Source organism: Prosthecobacter sp. GW821-HT29F12, from assembly GCF_058803405.1.
The window spans coordinates 5,463,549-5,481,945 of record NZ_CM179517.1 but is presented as its reverse complement, the minus strand read 5'-3'; the positions used below and the strand labels follow the sequence as shown (position 1 = coordinate 5,481,945).

Annotated in this window: 17 protein-coding genes; 10 read left to right on the top strand and 7 right to left on the bottom strand. The window is 62.1% G+C overall.

Features of this window, described 5'->3' with window-relative positions; all coding sequences use genetic code 11:
- Window positions 1-123 precede the first annotated feature (123 nt).
- The gene (gene msrA, locus AC3RLQ_RS22725; protein ID WP_493030953.1) at window positions 124-792 is read right to left on the bottom strand and encodes a peptide-methionine (S)-S-oxide reductase MsrA; all 669 of its coding nucleotides are present in this window, start codon (window positions 790-792) and stop codon (window positions 124-126) included.
- A 186-nt stretch (window positions 793-978) separates the two neighbouring features.
- Here msrA and AC3RLQ_RS22720 point away from each other — a divergent pair, with 186 nt between their 5' ends.
- From AC3RLQ_RS22720 to AC3RLQ_RS22710, 3 genes are all read left to right on the top strand, one after another.
- Window positions 979-1,359 (top strand): globin domain-containing protein, encoded by a 381-nt coding sequence (locus AC3RLQ_RS22720; RefSeq protein WP_397380369.1) that lies wholly within the window; start codon window positions 979-981, stop codon window positions 1,357-1,359.
- Window positions 1,360-1,404: 45 nt separating this feature from the next.
- Window positions 1,405-2,343: a 2-hydroxyacid dehydrogenase gene (locus AC3RLQ_RS22715; protein WP_493030952.1), complete on the top strand. Its 939-nt coding sequence runs from the start codon at window positions 1,405-1,407 to the stop codon at window positions 2,341-2,343.
- Between the two features lie 78 nt (window positions 2,344-2,421).
- Entirely contained in the window at window positions 2,422-3,012 is a 591-nt protein-coding gene (locus AC3RLQ_RS22710; protein ID WP_493030951.1) for a hypothetical protein, read from the top strand.
- A gap of 222 nt (window positions 3,013-3,234) precedes the next feature.
- On the opposite strand, the gene waaF is transcribed toward AC3RLQ_RS22710, so the two are convergent.
- Window positions 3,235-5,202, bottom strand: coding sequence for a lipopolysaccharide heptosyltransferase II (waaF, locus tag AC3RLQ_RS22705; RefSeq protein WP_493030950.1), 1,968 nt, complete (start codon window positions 5,200-5,202; stop codon window positions 3,235-3,237).
- A 382-nt stretch (window positions 5,203-5,584) separates the two neighbouring features.
- Between waaF and AC3RLQ_RS22700 the strand changes: the two genes are divergently transcribed.
- Window positions 5,585-6,916 (top strand): sulfatase-like hydrolase/transferase, encoded by a 1,332-nt coding sequence (locus AC3RLQ_RS22700; protein WP_493030949.1) that lies wholly within the window; start codon window positions 5,585-5,587, stop codon window positions 6,914-6,916.
- A gap of 234 nt (window positions 6,917-7,150) precedes the next feature.
- Here the strand turns inward: AC3RLQ_RS22700 and AC3RLQ_RS22695 are convergent, their stop codons facing one another.
- Entirely contained in the window at window positions 7,151-7,789 is a 639-nt protein-coding gene (locus AC3RLQ_RS22695; protein WP_294396957.1) for a response regulator transcription factor, read from the bottom strand.
- Between the two features lie 210 nt (window positions 7,790-7,999).
- Between AC3RLQ_RS22695 and AC3RLQ_RS22690 the strand changes: the two genes are divergently transcribed.
- From AC3RLQ_RS22690 to AC3RLQ_RS22665, 6 genes are all read left to right on the top strand, one after another.
- Window positions 8,000-8,449: an ExbD/TolR family protein gene (locus tag AC3RLQ_RS22690; RefSeq protein ID WP_493030948.1), complete on the top strand. Its 450-nt coding sequence runs from the start codon at window positions 8,000-8,002 to the stop codon at window positions 8,447-8,449.
- Window positions 8,450-8,491: 42 nt separating this feature from the next.
- Complete coding sequence (locus AC3RLQ_RS22685; protein WP_493030947.1) at window positions 8,492-11,218, top strand: DUF7133 domain-containing protein; 2,727 nt, start codon at window positions 8,492-8,494, stop codon at window positions 11,216-11,218.
- Between the two features lie 320 nt (window positions 11,219-11,538).
- A complete protein-coding gene (locus AC3RLQ_RS22680) occupies window positions 11,539-11,961 on the top strand; it encodes a hypothetical protein (RefSeq protein ID WP_493030946.1) in 423 nt (140 codons plus the stop codon).
- A 146-nt stretch (window positions 11,962-12,107) separates the two neighbouring features.
- Window positions 12,108-12,596, top strand: coding sequence for a c-type cytochrome (locus tag AC3RLQ_RS22675; RefSeq protein ID WP_493030945.1), 489 nt, complete (start codon window positions 12,108-12,110; stop codon window positions 12,594-12,596).
- A gap of 4 nt (window positions 12,597-12,600) precedes the next feature.
- Window positions 12,601-13,326 carry an SCO family protein gene (locus tag AC3RLQ_RS22670; RefSeq protein WP_493030944.1) on the top strand — a complete coding sequence of 242 codons (726 nt, stop codon included), beginning with the start codon at window positions 12,601-12,603 and terminating at the stop codon, window positions 13,324-13,326.
- Window positions 13,327-13,351: 25 nt separating this feature from the next.
- Entirely contained in the window at window positions 13,352-13,669 is a 318-nt protein-coding gene (locus AC3RLQ_RS22665) for a heavy-metal-associated domain-containing protein (protein WP_493030943.1), read from the top strand.
- Between the two features lie 18 nt (window positions 13,670-13,687).
- Here the strand turns inward: AC3RLQ_RS22665 and AC3RLQ_RS22660 are convergent, their stop codons facing one another.
- From AC3RLQ_RS22660 to AC3RLQ_RS22645, 4 genes are all read right to left on the bottom strand, one after another.
- On the bottom strand, window positions 13,688-14,212 hold the full coding sequence (locus AC3RLQ_RS22660) for a response regulator transcription factor (protein ID WP_493030942.1): 525 nt from the start codon (window positions 14,210-14,212) through the stop codon (window positions 13,688-13,690).
- Window positions 14,209-15,513 (bottom strand): ATP-binding protein, encoded by a 1,305-nt coding sequence (locus AC3RLQ_RS22655; RefSeq protein ID WP_493030941.1) that lies wholly within the window; start codon window positions 15,511-15,513, stop codon window positions 14,209-14,211. The genes AC3RLQ_RS22660 and AC3RLQ_RS22655 overlap by 4 nt, the downstream gene beginning before the upstream one ends.
- Before the next feature lie 71 nt (window positions 15,514-15,584).
- Window positions 15,585-16,904, bottom strand: coding sequence for a c-type cytochrome (locus AC3RLQ_RS22650; protein WP_493030940.1), 1,320 nt, complete (start codon window positions 16,902-16,904; stop codon window positions 15,585-15,587).
- 10 nt (window positions 16,905-16,914) lie between these two features.
- On the bottom strand, window positions 16,915-18,369 hold the full coding sequence (locus AC3RLQ_RS22645) for a cytochrome c (RefSeq protein ID WP_493030939.1): 1,455 nt from the start codon (window positions 18,367-18,369) through the stop codon (window positions 16,915-16,917).
- Window positions 18,370-18,397: the final 28 nt, after the last annotated feature.

Here is an 18,397-nt window from a genome sequence, read left to right as displayed (position 1 = left end):
AAAGATTGTTTTTAGGTTTGTTCAAAAAATCCCTCGGGGTTGAAACGAAAAAGCCCAAGCCTTGCGGCCTGGGCTGAATCGGAAACCGCACTCGGAGAGTGCGGACCACTGCACGGTGGGTGATTACTTCGCCTCGGGCTTGATCTTGCCTTTCTCTTCGAGCTTGTGCTTGAACTTCTCGGTCTTGGGATCGACGACGGCGCGGACGTAGCCCTGGTTGGGGTGAAGGGCTTTGAAGTTCTGGTGGTAGTCTTCGGCGGGGTAGAATTTCTTCAGCGGGGCGATCTCGGTGGCGATGGGGTCTTTCCACTTCTTCTGCACTTCGATCTTGGAGGCTTCGGCGATCTTGTGCTGCTCCTCCGTGGTGTAGTAGATGGCGGAGCGGTACTGGGTGCCGTAGTCGTTGCCCTGGAAGGCGGTGCCTTTGGGCAGGAACTTGCCGTGATGCACGCCGTCTTCCTTGGTCACGCTGGTGGGGTCATGCGCGTCCCAGAAAAGGTCGATGATTTCCTTGTAGCTGATGACGGCGGGATCGAACTCGACCTTGATGACTTCGGCGTGGCCGGTGTCGCCGGTGCAGACGTCTTCATACGTGGGATTTTCGGTTTTGCCGCCGGCGTAGCCGCTGACGACATTCTTGACGCCTTTGACGAGGAGGTACTGAGCCTCGACGCACCAGAAGCAGCCACCACCGATGATGGCGGTTTCAGTTTTGGCGGCGTCAGCAGCAGAGGAGGTCGGGGCGAGGGAGGCCATGAGAAAGAGGGTGAGAAGGGTGAGCGCGGTTTTCATGGGTTAGATACGAACGAGTTGGATCAGAGAGTCAATCATCCGTCCTGTAAGAGGCGAAACTTTCGGGGGAATTCCTGAAAAGGGGATGAATGGCCGCAAAGAGTCGCAAAAAAGGGGCAAAAAACCAGAGCAGCGGAGTCCGATACTTTTTTGCGTTTCCTGGCGGCCATCTCTACTCTGCTCATCATGGATGAACTCTCAACTCTCTGCGCCCGGGTGGGCGAAACCAAGCTGCGCGACATGGTGACGGCGTTTTACCGGCGCGTGCGGGTGGATGATGTGATCGGCACGATGTATCCGCCGGATGACTGGGAGAATGCGGAGAAGCGGCTGGCGGATTTTATCGTGTATCGTTTTGGCGGGCCGCAGACCTACATCGAGGAGCGCGGGCATCCGCGTCTGCGGGGCCGGCACATGCCGTTTTCCATCGGTGAGGCGGAGCGGGACCGCTGGATGAAACTGATGGGTGAGGCGATGACCGAGGTGGCGGTACCGGACCCCGAGGCGCCCATCATCAGCACGTTCTTTGCGCAGGTGGCGGACATGATGCGGAATCGTCCGGGCTGAATCGCTGCTTGTCAGGCGGGGCTGTCGCAGGATGATAGCCACCCCATGGAAAAGACCCCTGTCCTCATTCTCGCTCCGTTGCCGGACTTCCTCATGCAGCCGCTGCTGGCGGCGCATGTGTGTCATGATTACTTTCACGCGCAGGACAAGGCGGCGCTGCTGGCAAAGGTGGGCGCGGAGATCCGCGGCATCGTGATGGCCGGGGGCAGTGTGTCACCCGTGGCGCTGCTGGAGCAGCTGCCGAAGCTGGAAATCATCAGCGTGTTTGGCGTGGGGTATGACGGGGTGCCGGTGGACTGGTGCAAAACGCATGGCATCCGCGTGACGAACACGCCGGACGTGCTGACGGAAGACGTGGCGGACACGGCGAGCGCGCTGGTTTTGATGACCAGCCGGAAGCTGATCGCGGCGAATCGTTTCCTGCATGCGGGTGCGTGGACGAAGGGGGCCTTCCCCCTGGCGCATGCGCTGCATGGCAAGCTGGCGGGCATCGTGGGTCTGGGGCGCATTGGCAAGGCGATCGCTCACCGGCTGGAAGCGCATGGGATGCGCATCGCCTATCATGGTCGCACGAAACAGGAGGTGAGCTGGGAGTATGTGGACTCGCTGGTGGCGCTCGCGCAGAAGGTGGATTTTCTGATCGTGGCCTGCCCTGGTGGTGCGGCGACGAAGCACCTGATCAATGCAGAAGTGCTGGCCGCACTGGGTACCAAGGGCACGCTGATCAACATCGCGCGCGGTTCGGTGGTGGATGAGGCCGCGCTGATCGCGGCGCTGCAAAACGGCACGATTCGTGGCGCGGGGCTGGATGTGTTTGAAAATGAGCCGCATGTGCCGGAGGCGCTGATGCAGTGCGAGAACGCCGTGCTGCTGCCCCACCTGGGCAGCGGAACGCATGAGACGCGTGCGGAGATGGCCCGGCTGGTGGTGGAGAATCTGGCGGCGCACTTCAGCGGCGCGGCGCTGCTGACGCCCGTGTGCTGAGGGGTTCTTCGTAGGATTGCCTGTACGTTTTGGCAGATTGCCTGCTTGCCCTTCAAGCTTGAGCCACTATTAAACTTCATGGGTAAAATCATTCTCGGAGCAGTTCTCACCGCCATGGCCGTCTTCGGCTGGGAGGCGGTGTCGTGGACAGCCCTCGGCTGGCATCAAAACGGATTCCGCGCCTTTCGTGATGAATCCAAGGTTGCCGAAGTGATCAAGGCCAACGTGACCTCCGGCCATGGCATCTACTTGCTGCCAGCCATGGGTGAGGCGCCGAAAATCGCCACTGCGGAAGAGAAGAAAGCCTTCGTAGCAGAGCAGCAGAAAGCGATGAAGAACGGCCCCTACGTGTATGCCATCGTCCGTCCAGGCAAAGCGGATGTCAGCATGGGGATGAACCTGACTTTGAGCTTCATCCGCTGCCTGATCTGCTCCCTGTTGATTGCGGCGCTGCTCTCCCAGACGGCGTTGTTTTATCCGGCGCGCGTTGCCTTCGTGGCGGCGGCAGGATTGTTCGCCGGCCTGACGGCCGACCTGCCGATGTGGATCTGGTTTGAAAATCCCGGTCGCGACGCGGTGGTGAACATCGCCGATCACTTGATCGCCTGGGTCATCGGCGGTGCCGTGCTGGGCATCTTCGTGGGCAAGGACCCGGTGGCAGACCGCTGAGGCAGGTGCTCTTCAGAAGTACGACAGGCACTCATGCCTGTCGGTCAGCGCTCCGCGAATACCCGCAGTGTGCGAACTGGCTTTTCGTGCCTCTCTCCGGCAGGCTGACGCATGCGTAGTCGGTTTGTGAGACTTAGGAGAGCCAGGGAGATTACGAGAGCGCTGGCCGACAGACAGGAGAGCCGAGGCTTGGCGAGACAGGCGAAGCCAATCTGTCGTACTTCAGAGCACGCCGCTGGTCTTCAGCACGGCCTGCGCCACCTCTTCGGGGGTGACGAGGGTCATGCAGTTGTAGTGGCCGAAGGGGCACTCGCGCTCAAAGCAGGGGCTGCACTCGATCTTGTGCTGGATGACGGTGTGGCGATCTCCAAGCGGGCCGGTTTCGATCGGGCAGGTGGAGCCGAAGATGCTCACGGTAGGAATGCCGAGCGCCGCCGCCAGATGCATGGTGCCGGTGTCATTCGTGAGCAGGAGCTGGCAGCCGCGCAGTTTGGCGATGAGCTCCGAGAGCCGTGTTTTGCCCACGAAGTTTTCATGCGGTGCCTGGAGCATGGCGGAGAGTTTTTCGCCCATCTCCTTTTCCCCGGGGGCGCCAAAAAGCTCCCAGCGGAACTGGGAATGCTGCGCGGAGATTTGATTCACCACGGCGGCAAAACGCTCCAGCGGCCAGCGCTTGGCGGGCCCGTATTCGGCACCGGCACAAACGCCGACACGGATGGTGCCATCGGTCGAAACCGGCGGTGTTCCGGCGTCCCACACGCCGGGCTGCTCGATGTCAGCACCGATGCCCTTGGCGATGCGCAGGTAGCGGTGCGCATGGTGCTCCTTGCTTCCTTTGGCCGGGCCGCCCTTGATGATCTGATTGAGCAGCTTCGCACGGAACGAACCTTTCACCCCGACGCGGCGGGGAACGCCTGCGAGCCAGATTTCCAGGGTGCTGCGGGTGGAGTTGGTGCAGAACACAGCGGCATCAAACTTCACCCCGGTGGCCTTGATGCGCCTGGCCACGGCGAAGAGGCCTTCTTTGGCGGGCTTGCCGATGTAGCGCGAGACTTCGGGCATGGAGAGCCACAGCTCCTCCAGTTTGTCCGGGCCGAGAATGGTGATCTTCATGTCCGGGCGGCCGCGTTTGATGGCGCGCACCATGGGGAAGGCCATGCAGGCGTCTCCGAGCCAGTTGGGGCTGCGGATGAGCAGCTCAAAGGGCTGCAGGCGTGTCAGGTCGTAGCCCGTGGGAAAGACCACCCCACGACGATACTCGGCCAGCAGGAATCGCGGCTTGGGCAGCTTCCAGCGGTTGTGCACCCAGAACCAGCTGGCGGGCTGCTCGCGGATCAGCTTCTCCACGGCGGCGTTGATCGCCAGCGTCAAGCCGTCGGCGTTGGGTTGTGATTCATCGGCTTTGACCTCCGGGGCGCAGACCAAGCGCCAGCGCGCCGGGCCGTCATTGTAAACCATCATCGGCAGCACCACCGCATCCGTGCGGATGGCCATGAGCGCCGCGATGGTGGTGGTGGAGGCCAGGCGGTCGAAGAAGGGGCACCACAGGCCGTGATCTCCGGCATGCTGATCCACCAGCACGCCCACCTGACCAGCCTCGCGCATGAACTTCATGGGGGCATTGAACCCGGCCTGCCGGTCAAACAGCGCATAGCCCAGCTTTTCGCGACGGCGGAGCACGAGCGCATTGAGCCAGGGATTGTGCAGGGGCTGGTAAATGGCGCCGGCCTTGTGACCACGCACATACATGGACGGCACCTGGGTGAGGATCTCCCAGCAGCTGGCATGAAGCACCAGATTCAGCAGCGGACGTTTGCCGTTGTCGTAGGCGGCCTGCGCGCGCTCGATGCCTTCGGAGCGCACATGCTTGCAGATCGCAGCCTCGGACATCAGCGGCAGTTTGAAACCGCAGAGCACGTTGGCGAGCAGGCTCTTGAAGTGCTCATAGGCGAGGGCCTTGAGTTCGGCGGGGGATTTTTCGCGACCAAAGGCGATGTGCAGGTTGTGCAGCGCCAGGCGGCGGTACTTACCAGCCAGAAAATACACCACGGTGCCCAGCACCCGGCCGATGTACCACACCACGATGAGCGGCAGCAGCCACAGCACGCCCTCGATGCAGCGGAACAGCGCGTAAACCAGCCACTGCAGGGTGCGTGTGGAGAGTCTGGCGGAGTCTTTGGCGTGGCCCATGTGCCCTCTTTATGCCGCAACGCTTCCGGGCACGCAACCGATCATGCGAGGTGACTATTCAGGTCCTGGGGGCGACAGTGGGCGGAAGCGTGTTAGCGGCCAATGTGCTGCTTCCGACGGCTTCAACTTTCCCCCCTCACCCGACCTCTCTCCGAAGGAAACATCTACCAAGCCACGCCCTCGACGGGGAGAGGAGTAACGCGTTGCGACTCCGGTTCAGTTACGAAGCCCTCCAGCGCGAATCTCCTCTCCCCGCCCAAGACTCCGTTGCTCCATTTCTCCTTCGGGGAGAGGCTGGGTGAGGGGAGCGCACATCGGCCTCTTCGCAGGACCTGAATAGTTACCATGCGAGATCAGCCGGAACTGCTTCGTTTGGCGTGGCATGCACCGCTTTTTTCTCCTGCTCATGACTTGCTGCCCGCTGCTGCATGCCGCCGCGGCGAAGCCGAACATCGTTTTCATCATGGCCGATGATCTCGGCTGGGCGGATGTGGCCTTTCACGCTGGCACGGCCCCCACTCCCACGCTGGACAAACTGGCCCGCGAGGGACTGGAGCTCACGCATCATTATTCCGCGCCCGTGTGCAGCCCCACGCGCACCGGTTTGATGACCGGGCGCTGCTGGAGCCGCTTTGGCGTCACGACCCCGCAGAGTGTACGAGCGCTGCCGTGGGAGACTGTGACGCTGCCGCGCGCGCTGAAATCGGCGGGCTATGAGACCTGCCTCACGGGCAAGTGGCATCTGGGCTCGAAACCCGCGTGGGGACCGAATCACTTTGGCTTTGATCACAGCTACGGCTCGCTGGGCGGCGGTGTGGGGCCGTGGGACCACCATTACAAAAAAGGCGAGTTCACCGAGACGTGGCATCGGGATGAAAAGCTCATCACAGAACCCGGTCATGTGACGGACTTGATCGCGAAGGAGGCCTGCGACTGGCTGGCGGCGCGGAAGGACGCGCCGTTTTTTCTCTACGTGCCGCTGACGGCGGTGCATCTGCCCGTGAAGGAGCCGGAAGAATGGCAGGCCAAAGTACCTGCGGGCATCACCGGTGCGGTGGCCCGGCAATACGCCGCGTGCATCATGCACATGGATGCGGCGGTGGGGCAGATCGTGGCCGCGCTGGAAAAGAACGGGCAGCGCAGCAACACGCTGCTGGTCTTCACCAGCGACAACGGCGGCAGCACCGCTGAGAACAACGGCCAGGCCTACCCGCCGGATGATTATGCCACCGGCCCGCTGCCGGGAAACAACCGGCCGCTGCGCGATGAAAAGGGCAGCGTCTATGAAGGCGGCACACGTGTGCCTTGCCTCCTGAACTGGCCCGGCACGCTGAAACCCGGCACGCATGACGCGCCGGTGCAGATCATCGACTGGATGCCGACCTTCTGCGCGCTGGCCGGATTCAAGCCCGCCAAGGATCTGAAATGGGACGGGGTGAATCTCTGGCCGCAGCTGGCCGAAGGAGCGCCCCCACCGCCGCGCACGCTCTACACCGTGGGGCCTAATTTTAAATCATGCGCACTGCGCTTCGACCCTTGGAAGCTGGTGGAACATGGCAGCGGAGACAAGGCGAAGTACGAGCTCTATGACATCATCGCTGATCCGAATGAAACCAAGGATGTGGCGGCGCAGCAGCCGGATGTGCTGGCGACGATGAAGGAGCGGCTGCGAGTGAAGGCACGGGCCGACCGCGATGCGGTGGTGAAGGACTGAGACTGTTTTCTGAACGTAGGTTGGGCGTGTTTGGCGGATGGCGGCTGCTCCATCACCAAGATACTGCTTCGCCAAACCGCCCGACTCCGGGGAGCGTTCGCAGGCTGCAGTGCGTTGCCACACGCTGAGGGACGGGCGGGCTGTCGCCAGACCCATCCTAGGTCGGAGTTCAGTCACAAAAAAACGGGCGGTGTTTGCACACCGCCCGTTGGCAAGATTGTTTTGTGAGAAATCCTATTTCTCCACCCAGCGGACGGCTTCCATGAGCAGTTCGCGAGCGGAGGCGAGGCCGAGCTTCTGGCGGATGTTGGCCTTGTGGGCGTCCACCGTCTTGGCGCTGAGGGCCAGCTTTTCTGCGATGCTGTGGGAGTCGAAGCCGCGGCCCACCATCTCGAAGATTTCGAGCTGACGGTCGCTGAGCATGCGGGCGGGTTCGCCACGGGAACCGCCGCGAGGGCCGCCACCGGAGACGATGCTGCCGAGCAGGGAAGCGCTGAAGAAGAAGGAACCAGCGGCCACCTGACGGAGGCCCTGCAGCACGCGAGTGCTCGGTTCACCCTTCATCACATAGCCCATGGCACCGGCGCGCAGGCAGCGCTCCGCATACACGTTTTCATCGTGCATCGAGTACACGAGAATCTGCATGTTTGGATGGCTGGCACGCAGCTTTTTGATGAGGTCCACACCACTGCGGTCCTTCAACGTAATATCGAGCACGACTACGTCGGGCTTGAGTTTGGCGATCTGCTGAAGAGCAGTATTGGCGTCTTCGGCGCTGCCGATGACCTGCATGTCTTCCTGCTGGTCGATTAGTTTCTTAAGCCCTTCGATAACGATGGGATGGTCGTCGAGTATATAGATTTTGCTTTTCACGGTGCCACTAGAAGACTCATTTTCAAAAGAATGTCAAGCCGACGTTCTTAAGAAACATTGAGCGAGTCATGCACTCCATTGCATTTCAATGTTTGAGAGCATGGTCATTTAACCCAAAATACCCCCTCCATCCCCCCTTAAAGCCGGTCTTCCGAGCCTAAAAAGCCACCCCAAGATTCCCCTCTAGTGGCCGTCATGCAACCACATGCCATGAAACACCGCATCCATTCCGACGATATCGCGATTGGTTTTCAGATCGCTCCCATGATCGATGTGGTCTTCGTCATCATGCTGTTTTTCATGGTCATGACGGGCTCTGTGAAAGTGGAACGCGAGCTTCGCACCCGGCTGCCCAATCCCGGAAATCCAGAGCAGGCCGTCCAGTTCCCCTCTGAAGAAATCACCATCGGCATTCTCGAAGACGGCACCGTGACGATGAACGAGGAGGTGTTTGACACGCCCAAGGACAAGGCCCTGCCTTCGCTGACCAAGAGCCTGCGCCGTGCCTCCGACTCTTCCAAACGCCAGAAGCAAAAGGTGCTGGTGACGATCCAGGCGGAAGAACAGGCAAGCTACGAGCGGGTCATTGATGTGCTCAATTCACTGCACCAAGCGGGCATTCAAAACGTGACCTTCACGGTCGGCAACGACCCGCTTTGATCTCCGCCGACAGGCTTCTGCCACAAGGCGCGTTCTTTGCGCATGTCCCGCTGCTTTCTCTTCCTGCTGCTTTCATCAGCCGGCGCCTTCGCCCAGCTCGCCAACAGCCCGCCGGTGCCCCAGTGGCTGGCGGCACCTGAGGGTGGCACGACCTTCACCCAGACCGTGAAGCACGAGGGCAAGCTGCTCAAAGCGGTGCTGCTCACCGCCAGCGATGGCGCGGTGGAGATCGTGCTCGATGGCAAGAGCATCGCCACCATCAAAGCTGCTGACACCGCGACTGGCACCGATCTCACGCAGCAGCTCGGTGATGGCAAAGAACATCAGCTCGGGCTGCGTGTGCCCGGCAAAGCGAAAACCGCCGCAAGGCTGGAGCTCAATGGCGACCTCGCCGCCGTGCGCTGGATCGCCACAGATGGCACGTGGCAGAATGCGGTGGTGATGGGAGCGACCGATGCCGACCCGGCCACGAACCCCTTCGACTTGAAGAAGACCTTTGATGCCTACAACTCCTGGCAGCTTGCCAAACCGGGCGCGCAAAATCAGGCGACTGATCCCGCCACGCTGACCTTGCCGCCGGGGTTCAAAGCAGAGCTGATCCGCTCCGCGCAGCCGGGTGAGGACTCCTGGGTTTCGATGGCGTTTGATCCGCAGGGCCGCATCACGCTGGGCAAGGAGAAGAAGGGCCTGCTACGACTCACGCTCAGCGGCAGCGGGGATCAGAAGGTGGAAGTCATCGATGATCAACTGCTCGAATGCCGCGGCCTGCTCTATGCGCACGGCTCGCTCTTCGCGAACGCGAACAACTCGAAGGCGCTCTACCGCCTGACCGACACGAATGGCGACGGCACCTTTGACGAACGCAAAGAACTCGTCCGCACCGAAGGCGGCGTGGGTCATGGCCGCAATCACATCAAGCTCGGACCCGATGGCGACATCTACGTGGCGCATGGCAACAACGTGCTGCTGCCCAAGAACCTCGATCCAAACTCGCCGCTGAAGAACTACGCGAATGACCAGCTCATCCCGAACCCGTGGGACAGCAGCATGTTCGATGGCAATGTGGAGCTGCCCGCCGGACACATCCTGCGCGTGAAGCCGGACGGCAGCAAAGTCACACTCCTCGCAGGTGGTTTGCGCAACCCGCTGGACATTGCTTTCAATTCACGCGGCGATCTTTTCACCTTTGATGCCGACATGGAGCGCGATGTGGGAACGCCGTGGTACATGCCCACGCGGGTGCTGCAGATTCTTCCCGGTGGCGACTACGGCTGGCGGCGCGGCACGGGGCGTTTCCCCGCGTGGTATGCGGACACGCTGCCGAGTGTGATCGACATTGGGCTGTCATCTCCCACAGGGATTTACTTTGGGTATGGAGCGGAGTTTCCGCAGAAATATCAGGACGCGCTCTACCTGCTGGACTGGAGCTACGGACGCATCATCGCGGTGCATTTTGGCAGCACCGTGACGCAGGAAACCTTCGTGGCAGGCAGGCCGCTGAATGTCACCGACGGCTGCATTGGTCCCGACGGAGCCATGTGGTTTACCACCGGTGGTCGTGGCACGCAGAGCGGGCTGTATCGAGTGACTTATGCAGGCAACCGGCCTCAACAGAAAGCAGTCGCGGCAAAGCCACTAAGCGCCGCCTTGTCAAAATACGCCGAGCGCATGCGCTTGGAAAGCCAGCCGATCAGTGAATGGCGCGAGCAGGCGCTGCACTCCAAGGACATGAGTTCTTTGCTGGCCCTTGCGCGTGTGGGTCAGTCCAGCGATCTACCGGCGATTCTCGATGCCGTTTTGAAGGCGTCGCCTGCACCGACTTTGGATGCCTTGCGGGTGATCGCGGTTGCCATCGCGCGACACGGAGCACCCGATGAAGCCCAGCAGAAAAAGCTCATGGCTTGGGCGGCTTTTCCTGCGGACGAAACCTTCCTCAATCGCGAGCTCTGCCGCCTGCTCGTCTATTTGAAATCCCCGACGGTCATCACGAAAACGATGCCTCTTCTCAAAGCGGCCACGACTTCGGAGGATCTCTTGTTTTATCCGTTCATGCTGCGCTATATCAAAGATGGCTGGACGCTGGAGCAGCGGAAGATCGCGTTTGAGGCGCTGAACAAGGCGGAGAAGATGAACGGGGCTTCGACCTTCTTCAAAGCGATCAGCGACACACGCAGCGAGCTGGCGGCGGCGCTGAAGCCGGAGGAGGCCACGCAGCTCGCAGCGGTGATTTCGCCGGCGAAGCCTGCGGTGCTTTCCGCGCATGCGCTGCCGGGGCATTCGTTCAAGAACTGGACGCTGGAAGACTTGGCTCCGCTGCTGGTGAAGATGGATGCGAAGACGCGCAGCCGCGACAGCGCGAAGGACGCGCTCATCCGTGCGCAGTGTGTGTTCTGCCACAAGGTGAGCCATGATCCCGCGCTGCCTGCGGGCGTGTTTGGGCCGGATCTGGTGCAGGTGTCCGCGCGCTTCAACCGCCGCGATCTGCTGGATCACATCTTGAACCCCTCCAAGTTCATCGACGAAAAATTCCGCTACGTGACGGTCAAAACCAGCGATGGCAAAACGATCACCGGCAGCCTGGAGAGCGAGGACGATGAGCGCGTGGTGCTGCGGCCGAATCCGCTCGCGCCTGACAAAACCGAAATTGCCAAGGCGATGATCAAGGAACGCAGCGTGTCTGAGATTTCGCCGATGCCGCAGGGCCTGCTCAATTCGCTGAAGGCGGAGCAGATTCTCGATCTGCTGGCGTGGTTTGAGAATTTGAAGTGAGGGTGCTTTTCGAGACATCGCAGTTTGAGAAAGGGGGCGTGCTATAGGGCAGCAGTCCACGCTGGGACGAAGGATTCCAGGGACGCGCGCAACGCGTCCCTACCAGCCTTTCGTGACCCGCTGCCGCAGGGCAGGTAGGGAACCGCTGCTGCGGGTCCGAAGTTGTGGGTCTATCGCGGCGCAGGCTCCAAAAGAGGTGCGCCGTCCTTGGAGCAATGAAAGACGCCAGCCCGCCCGGCCATGTGCGTGCCGCAAACACACTGGCCTTGGCGCTGAGCGGCCAAAGTTGACACTGCGCGTCGTGTCACCATACTCGCGCCATGTCCTCCCGCTCCAATGCATCGCTGCTGCCGCGAATCGCGCGGCTGGTGATCGTGGGGACGATCTGTCTGTCTCTGGGTCTGCACTGGGCCTTGCTGCAGGGCGTCGCGTGGGCGGGGATGCTGGTCTCCTTTGCCAGCGAAGGGACGGTGATGGAGGCGGTGCAGAAAACCTTCGATGGTCAGCATGGCTGCCCGCTTTGCAAAAAAGTGAAGGAAGGCCAGTCCAACCGCAAGCAGCCGCAGCAGGCAGGACAGTCCGTGCAGAAGATCAACGCCGTGCTGGTGGAGGTCACCACCTTGGTGGCCCCTGCAGGAAACACTTTCTCATTCGTGCCTCTGCACGAAACGCTGGTGCAACGCACCGAACTGCCAGAGACGCCACCGCCACGATGCGGCAGCAGCCTCCGCTCTCTGAGCTGAGCCCCATGCACGCCCCCGCCGCCTGAACTCGCAGGCGTGTGATTGGCCGCGTGTCTGCAAACACCCCATCCGCACCGCCATGCCCTGAAGGGACGCTCATGGTGCGTGAGGTCTTCCGTTCATGCGTCCCGCTCATTCATCTTTTCATGTCCCTTTTTTCAAAACACCTCCTCGCAGCCGCTTGTGTGCTGCCCTTCACTTCTCTCATTCACGCTCAGGAAGCAGCTCCTTCGGCGGAGTCGCTTGCGCGCGGCCAGACGGTTTACATGCAGGTCTGCTTCGCGTGCCATCAGCCCACCGGTCTGGGCCTGCCGGGCATGTTTCCTCCGCTGGCCAGCTCGGACTGGGTGGCGGCGAAAAAGCCGGACCGCATCATCCGCATGGTGCTGCATGGCTTCACCGGCCCCATCACGCTCAATGGCAAACCCTTTGCCTCTCCCGCGCCGCTCATGCCGCCGCAGGGCGCGGCACTGAGCGACGCACAGATAGCCGATGTGCTGAGCAATGTGCGCAGCAACTTTGGCAACAAGGCGGGGGCCGTCACGCCTGAGCAAGTCGCTGCCATCCGTGAGGCTGAGAAGGCCCGCAGCGCGATGTGGACGGAGGCCGAGATCCTCAAAATCCCCACCGAATAACACGATGCCGGATTCATCTCTTGAGTCTCCGTCTCCGGGCATTCGCTACACCTCCGCCGGTGCTGACCTTCGCGTCAGCACCGGCTCCTGGCTGCGCATGCTGCTGGGCATCGGCATGGCCATCGCGGGAGTGCTGGTGCTGGGGCATTACGCCCGGCAGGCGCTCCCGCAGGCACCGCTGCCGGTGGTCACCCAAATCCAAGGCGATCTGGAAGCCACCGAGCGCAGCGGGCAGACGGTGAAGCTTTCCGCCCTGCGCGGAAAGGTCACCGTCATGGCCTGCCTTTACACCGTGTGTCCGCATGGATGCGCGGCGGTGGTGGCGCAGATGCAGAAGCTCAATGCCGCCTACCGCACGCGGCCGGATTTCCATCTGGTCTCTCTCGCCGTGGCGCCGGAGCGCGACACCTCGGGCTTCCTCAAGGCCTACGCTGAAGGCGTGGGCGCGGGGCCTGAAGATCCCTGGTGGTTCGTGACCGGTGAGCAGCAACGCATCTGGGACTACATGACCCATGAGCTGCAACTCCAGGCTCCCGCCGCCATCCCGGAGGAAAAGCGCATCAACCCGCTGGACCTCTATGAGCACGACCTGCGCATGGTACTCATCGACCGCCAGGGCCGCGTGCGCGGCTACTACTCCGTCTTCCACCCTCAAGCCGAGATCGCCACGCTCATGACTGAAAAGCTCAGCCGTGATGTGCAGCGCCTGCTCGACAACCCCGCTGAATAATCAACGCACCCCACATCCAAACTTTATGAAACACCTCCTCACACTCCTCCTCAGTCTCATCACCATCGCCTCATGCACCGCCGGAGATCCAGTGACATTCGTCTATCAGGGCGAAGTCGCGGGCATCATGTGCATCCACTGCACGAACAAGGTCGAAGCCGCGATGAAGAAACTCCCCGACGTGCAAAGCGTGAAAATCACGCGCAATGAAAAAGGCGGACTGCCCAGGCTCGAGATCATCGCCACCAACGCGAGGATCACCCGCGAGGATGCCGTGAAGGCGCTGGGAGACGATGCGAAGATGTACGACATCCGCAGCCTGAAGCTGGTCAAAGCTCCCTGAGTCCGAAGAACAGCGTCCTCAGCCTGGCGGCTGCTTGCCGAGCTTGCGCTGCAGTGTGCGGCGGTCGATGCCGAGCGCTGCGGCGGCATGCGAGATGTTGCCGCCGCAGTCATGCAGCACGCGCTGGATGTGCTCCCACTCAAGCCTGGCCAGGCTGGGCAGATCACCCGCTGCGGGACGCGCGGAGGAGCCCTCGTGCCCTTCCAAAGCAGCGAGGACTTGATCTGCGCTGGCGGGTTTGAGCAGGTAGTCATCCGCCCCCAGACGCACGGCCTCCAGAGCGCTTGGGATGCTGCCATAGCCGGTCAGAACGATCAGCCGCACCTCTGGCAAAAGTTGCCGCAGCTCGGGGATGAGCGCCATTCCATGGCTGCTGCCAAGACGCATGTCCAGCACGATGCCCTGCGGCATGGCGGCTCGTGCTTCACTCATGGCAGTGGTGGCATTCGCGGCTTGATGCACCTCGCAGCCACGCCTCTTCAGCGCGAGCGCCAGCGTGGTGCGAAAGCTCTCGTCGTCTTCAATCAACAGCACCTGCATCATTTCAAAGGAGGGGTGGAAGGTTGCAGCGGCAGCATGAGAGTCACACACGCGCCACCAGCGCTCAAGTTTCGCACCTCGACGCCGCCGTGCTGCGCCGCCGCGAGACGCCGCAAAAAGAACAAGCCCAGCCCCATGCCTGCGCCTTGCTCGCGCGTGCTGCGGAAGGGCTCGCCCCAGTGACGCAGCATCTCCTCGCTGAAGCCCGGCCCCTGATCCTGCACGATGAAGCGCACGCTGCCGCCTGCAGCCTCCACCCGCAGCACCACGGGCAGTGTATCCGCAGAGGACAGCAGCGCATTGCGCAACAGGACCAGCAGCGCCTCGCGCAGACCCGCGCAGGTGATGCGGGCATCGCGAGCTCCCTGTGTGAGTTTCACCCTCTCGCGTTGATGCGCTGGCAGATCACTCAAAGCCAGCGCCACGACATCCGCGACCTTACACACGTCAGCCGATTGTCCCACGGCCTCCTGTCCCAGCTCCCGCAAACGCGCCAGCACTTCCTGACAGCGCGCGGCTTCGCGGGCGATGATCTCCGCGACTTCCTGCGTGGGCAGCGCTTTCATCTCTTCCGCCGCCAGCGCGATGGTGCCCAGCGGTGTGGCGAGCTCATGCGCAAAGCCCGTGGCCAAAGCCGCGACGGAGAGGAAGCGGTCGCGGGTCTCCAGTTCGGCACGCAGTCGTGCGCGCTCCTTTTGCAGGCGATGCGAGCGCCGCCGCAAGGACAGCAGCAGTGCGAGAATGAAAATGCCCACGAGCACGATCGCCACGCCACGGCCTTGTTGCAGCAGAGCTTCGGGCACGGCGGAACCGTCCAGCATCCGCAGGGGAAGCGCGTACCGCCACAGCCAGCCGCACCCCAGCGCCATCAGCGCGCCGAGGCTGATCACCGCAGATGAGCGCAGCGCCACCGCAGCGACGGTGAGCTGCACAAGATAGAACAGCGCGAACGGATTTTCCAGTCCGCCCGTCCAGTGCAGCAGGAAGGTCAGTGCGAAAGCATCCCACAGCAGCACGTGAAAAAAGCCGCCGCTCAGATGGCCGCCCAGCACCCGCGTCCACCAGGCCAGCACCGCATTCGAAACTAGCGTGATGCCCACCGCGATCCCGCAGGGCCACCACGGCACGGCCACGCCCAGCTGCTCCACCACCAGCAGCGTCACACTCTGCCCGATGGCGGCCAGCCAGCGCAGCAGCACCAGCAAACGGGATGAAAGCTCCACGCCCACCCAGACCTCGCTCAGACCAAGCCAGCGCCGCCAGCCTGGGAGGGAGGGTTTGGGATGAGTGGCACTGGCTGGCATGGGCCTTCAAGGTGAACGCCGACGTGGCCGCTGTCCACCCGCTGCGGCGATTTGCCACACCTGTGCCGGCTTCACTGCGCCGCCCTGCCTTTCTCCAGCATCAGCTCGGCGATCTTGCGCAGGTTTGCTTCGCCCAGATGGATCATGGGCGGCATCTGCGGGAGTTCGGGGCGTTTTTTGCCGGGCGCCTTGGCCCAGGCGACGATGCCGTCAGGATTGCCCGCGTAGATTTGCGCGATCTCCGTGAGCGGCGGACCCACGAGCTTCACATTCGGCGCGTGACAGGCGGCGCAGTTCATGAAGAGCTGCTCCGGCGTCTGCTCCACAGGTGGTGCGGCGGCGCGCTGCTGGTTGAAGGCGGCCAGCGCAGCGGCGTAATGCGCCGTGCGCTCTTTGATCTCCGCCTGATGTGGAGCGAGCGCGGCCTGACGATATACATGCCGCCCGCTGCCCATGCCGAGCACCACGAAACTGAACAGCACACAGATCGGCACATAGCTGCGGCCAATCCGTTCATCGCCGGACTTCAGCTCGCGAAACAGCAGCCACAGCGTGAGCACACCGACCAGCGCACCGGAGACAATGATGACATAGAGCTGCGAGGTGATGCCCGCCGCCGGCAGCGTGAAGAGCAGCAGCGGCCCGAACACGAACTGCGCAAGGGTCACGTAGGCCGCCACCTTGTAAAAGATGCGGCGCAGCTCCGGCCGCGTGAAGCCCGGGGTGTTCTCGATCTCATGCCCCTCACGGCCAAACCAGCCCGCGAGGAAGAGCCCCGTCATGGCCATGCTCGCGGCGATGAAGTGCAGGTAGCGTGGCAGCACATTGCCAATGCTCAGGCTGGAGAAGAAGCCGCGCACCTTCTCCCACTCCCCGGGAAACAGCATGAGGTTCACATTGGCCAGGAAGATCAGCGGGACGAACAGCAGCAGCAGCGTCGCGCCCAGGCCCACGAGCTGATGCAGCCACTTCCAGCCGCCCTGAGACCACGCCTCCCACTTGTATTTGTGCAGATAGGTCAGCAGAAAGGCCACGATGACCAGCGGCACGATCATGAGCCACGCATGCCCCGTGAGCGAGTTCGCAGAATACCACTGCATGGTATACACCAGGTTGATGCACAGCAGCGGGCCGATGCCCATGACCACCGCGAGGCTTTTGTTCACCGTGATCGTCCGGCCGATCGCCGCCGCCAGCCGGTCCCAGCGCGCGTCTTTGCGCCCCAGCCATTCAAAGAATGTGACGAGCACCGAGCCTCCGACCATGAGGTTCACAAACAGGATGTGAACCAGGAAGAAGATGACGAGCAGTACGATCAGCACGCCTTCAGGCAATGGCAGCGGCAGAGGGAGATCGCGGGGGACGGGGGTGTTGGCGAGAAGAGGAATCATGGTCGTGCAATCAGGGTTGGGAGGAGGCGGTCATGGCAGGCGGTGCGGGTGGCGGAGCGACCACCACGCCCGCGCTCTGCGCGCCAGGCAGGGATTCACGGGTGGCGCGGACCTGCTGGATGAAGGCCACCAGCGCCGCTGCCTCCTTGTCGTTTCCAGGGAAGGGCGGCATGAAGGTGCGGGTCTGGTGCATGCCTTGGATGAAGAGGGCCATGCCGCCGCTGTCCCAGTCCTTGTCCGCGCCATACATGGCGGTGAATTTTTCGATCACGCCATTGAGGCCCGTGGTGCTGTGGCAGCGCGAGCAGGCGAGCATGAAGACGTCCTTGCCGCACTCGACCTTGTTCGCTTCGGTGACCTCGCGGTGCTTCGCATAGGTCGCGTGTTTCAGGAGGCCTTCGCTCTGCAGAAAGGCCAGCTCGTCTTTGTGCACGCCGTTGGAGTACATGTATTCACCGATGACCCAGGGCTTGCGCATGAACTCGCGGGCGCGTTCAAAATGCCCCAGCAACCAGATGCCCATGAGGCTGGGAATCAGCAGCGCCCAGCGTGGAATCAGGAAGCTGCTGCCCAGACCGCCGAGGCCGATGGCGGCAAAGACCAGGATCGTCCAGCCAAGCAGGCTTTGAAACTGCCCGTGCCAGCTCATGAACTCCTGCGTGAGCAGCGCCACCGAGCTGTTCGCCTTCATCGTTTCCGGGATGGCGCTCCAGTACCAGGTGCCGAAAAGATACGTGCCCAGCAGGCTCACCAGCACCACATGGGACATGCGGTACACCACCCAGCTCCGCAGTTGCCGTGGCCCCGTGCCTTTCTCGTAGCCGCGTTTGCTCTTCGTGAAAAAGAACGTGGCAAACCACACAAACACCGCCCCCATCATCAGCGCGATGAAGGTGCGGAAGCCGAGCTGCGGTGCGTAGAGCGGATTGGTCATCGCATCCCAGAAGGCGCGTGTTTGATTCCACTCCCCGGGTTTCATCATGAAGCCCAGCACGGCCACGATCAGCGCCATCGTCAGCCAGGACATGAGGCTCAGCGTCATGCCGATCCGGATGTGCCTGCGCTTCTTTTCCGGCGTGTTCGCCTTCTTCCACGTCAAAAACCACCACAGGATCAGCCCCACCTCCGAGATGAACACCAGCCACTCCGCGAACCAGCCCCAGAAGAACACACGCAGCAGCGATCCAATGGCGAACGGTGCAAAGAGCGAGGTGGAAAGCCAGATGCCCACCCCCGTCATGGCCCCGAGCGTGGTGGTGACGATGAAGACGATGAACGTGATCTTGTAGGCCAGCTGATCAATGTCCGGCCGGTTGTTCTTGTGCGCCCACCACTCCATCCACGTCAGCAGCGGGTACGCACCCACCGCCAGCGGATGATTGATGAGCACATGCAGGCTGGCGATGAGGCCGATGATGAGCCGGCCACCCGCGAGGTGGTCCATGTAGAAGGAAGGAAAGTCCATGCCCACTCATCGCCGCCAAAGGCCTGCT

Excerpts from the sequence above, each read along its gene's own strand:
- msrA (WP_493030953.1), bottom strand. The coding sequence starts at position 792 with ATGAAAACCGCGCTCACCCTTCTCACCCTCTTTCTCATGGCCTCCCTC.
- AC3RLQ_RS22720 (WP_397380369.1), top strand. The coding sequence starts at position 979 with ATGGATGAACTCTCAACTCTCTGCGCCCGGGTGGGCGAAACCAAGCTG.
- AC3RLQ_RS22715 (WP_493030952.1), top strand. The coding sequence starts at position 1,405 with ATGGAAAAGACCCCTGTCCTCATTCTCGCTCCGTTGCCGGACTTCCTC.
- AC3RLQ_RS22710 (WP_493030951.1), top strand. The coding sequence starts at position 2,422 with ATGGGTAAAATCATTCTCGGAGCAGTTCTCACCGCCATGGCCGTCTTC.
- waaF (WP_493030950.1), bottom strand. The coding sequence starts at position 5,202 with ATGGGCCACGCCAAAGACTCCGCCAGACTCTCCACACGCACCCTGCAG.
- AC3RLQ_RS22700 (WP_493030949.1), top strand. The coding sequence starts at position 5,585 with ATGCACCGCTTTTTTCTCCTGCTCATGACTTGCTGCCCGCTGCTGCAT.
- AC3RLQ_RS22690 (WP_493030948.1), top strand. The coding sequence starts at position 8,000 with ATGAAACACCGCATCCATTCCGACGATATCGCGATTGGTTTTCAGATC.
- AC3RLQ_RS22685 (WP_493030947.1), top strand. The coding sequence starts at position 8,492 with ATGTCCCGCTGCTTTCTCTTCCTGCTGCTTTCATCAGCCGGCGCCTTC.
- AC3RLQ_RS22680 (WP_493030946.1), top strand. The coding sequence starts at position 11,539 with ATGTCCTCCCGCTCCAATGCATCGCTGCTGCCGCGAATCGCGCGGCTG.
- AC3RLQ_RS22675 (WP_493030945.1), top strand. The coding sequence starts at position 12,108 with ATGTCCCTTTTTTCAAAACACCTCCTCGCAGCCGCTTGTGTGCTGCCC.
- AC3RLQ_RS22670 (WP_493030944.1), top strand. The coding sequence starts at position 12,601 with ATGCCGGATTCATCTCTTGAGTCTCCGTCTCCGGGCATTCGCTACACC.
- AC3RLQ_RS22665 (WP_493030943.1), top strand. The coding sequence starts at position 13,352 with ATGAAACACCTCCTCACACTCCTCCTCAGTCTCATCACCATCGCCTCA.
- AC3RLQ_RS22660 (WP_493030942.1), bottom strand. The coding sequence starts at position 14,212 with ATGATGCAGGTGCTGTTGATTGAAGACGACGAGAGCTTTCGCACCACG.
- AC3RLQ_RS22655 (WP_493030941.1), bottom strand. The coding sequence starts at position 15,513 with ATGCCAGCCAGTGCCACTCATCCCAAACCCTCCCTCCCAGGCTGGCGG.
- AC3RLQ_RS22650 (WP_493030940.1), bottom strand. The coding sequence starts at position 16,904 with ATGATTCCTCTTCTCGCCAACACCCCCGTCCCCCGCGATCTCCCTCTG.
- AC3RLQ_RS22645 (WP_493030939.1), bottom strand. The coding sequence starts at position 18,369 with ATGGACTTTCCTTCCTTCTACATGGACCACCTCGCGGGTGGCCGGCTC.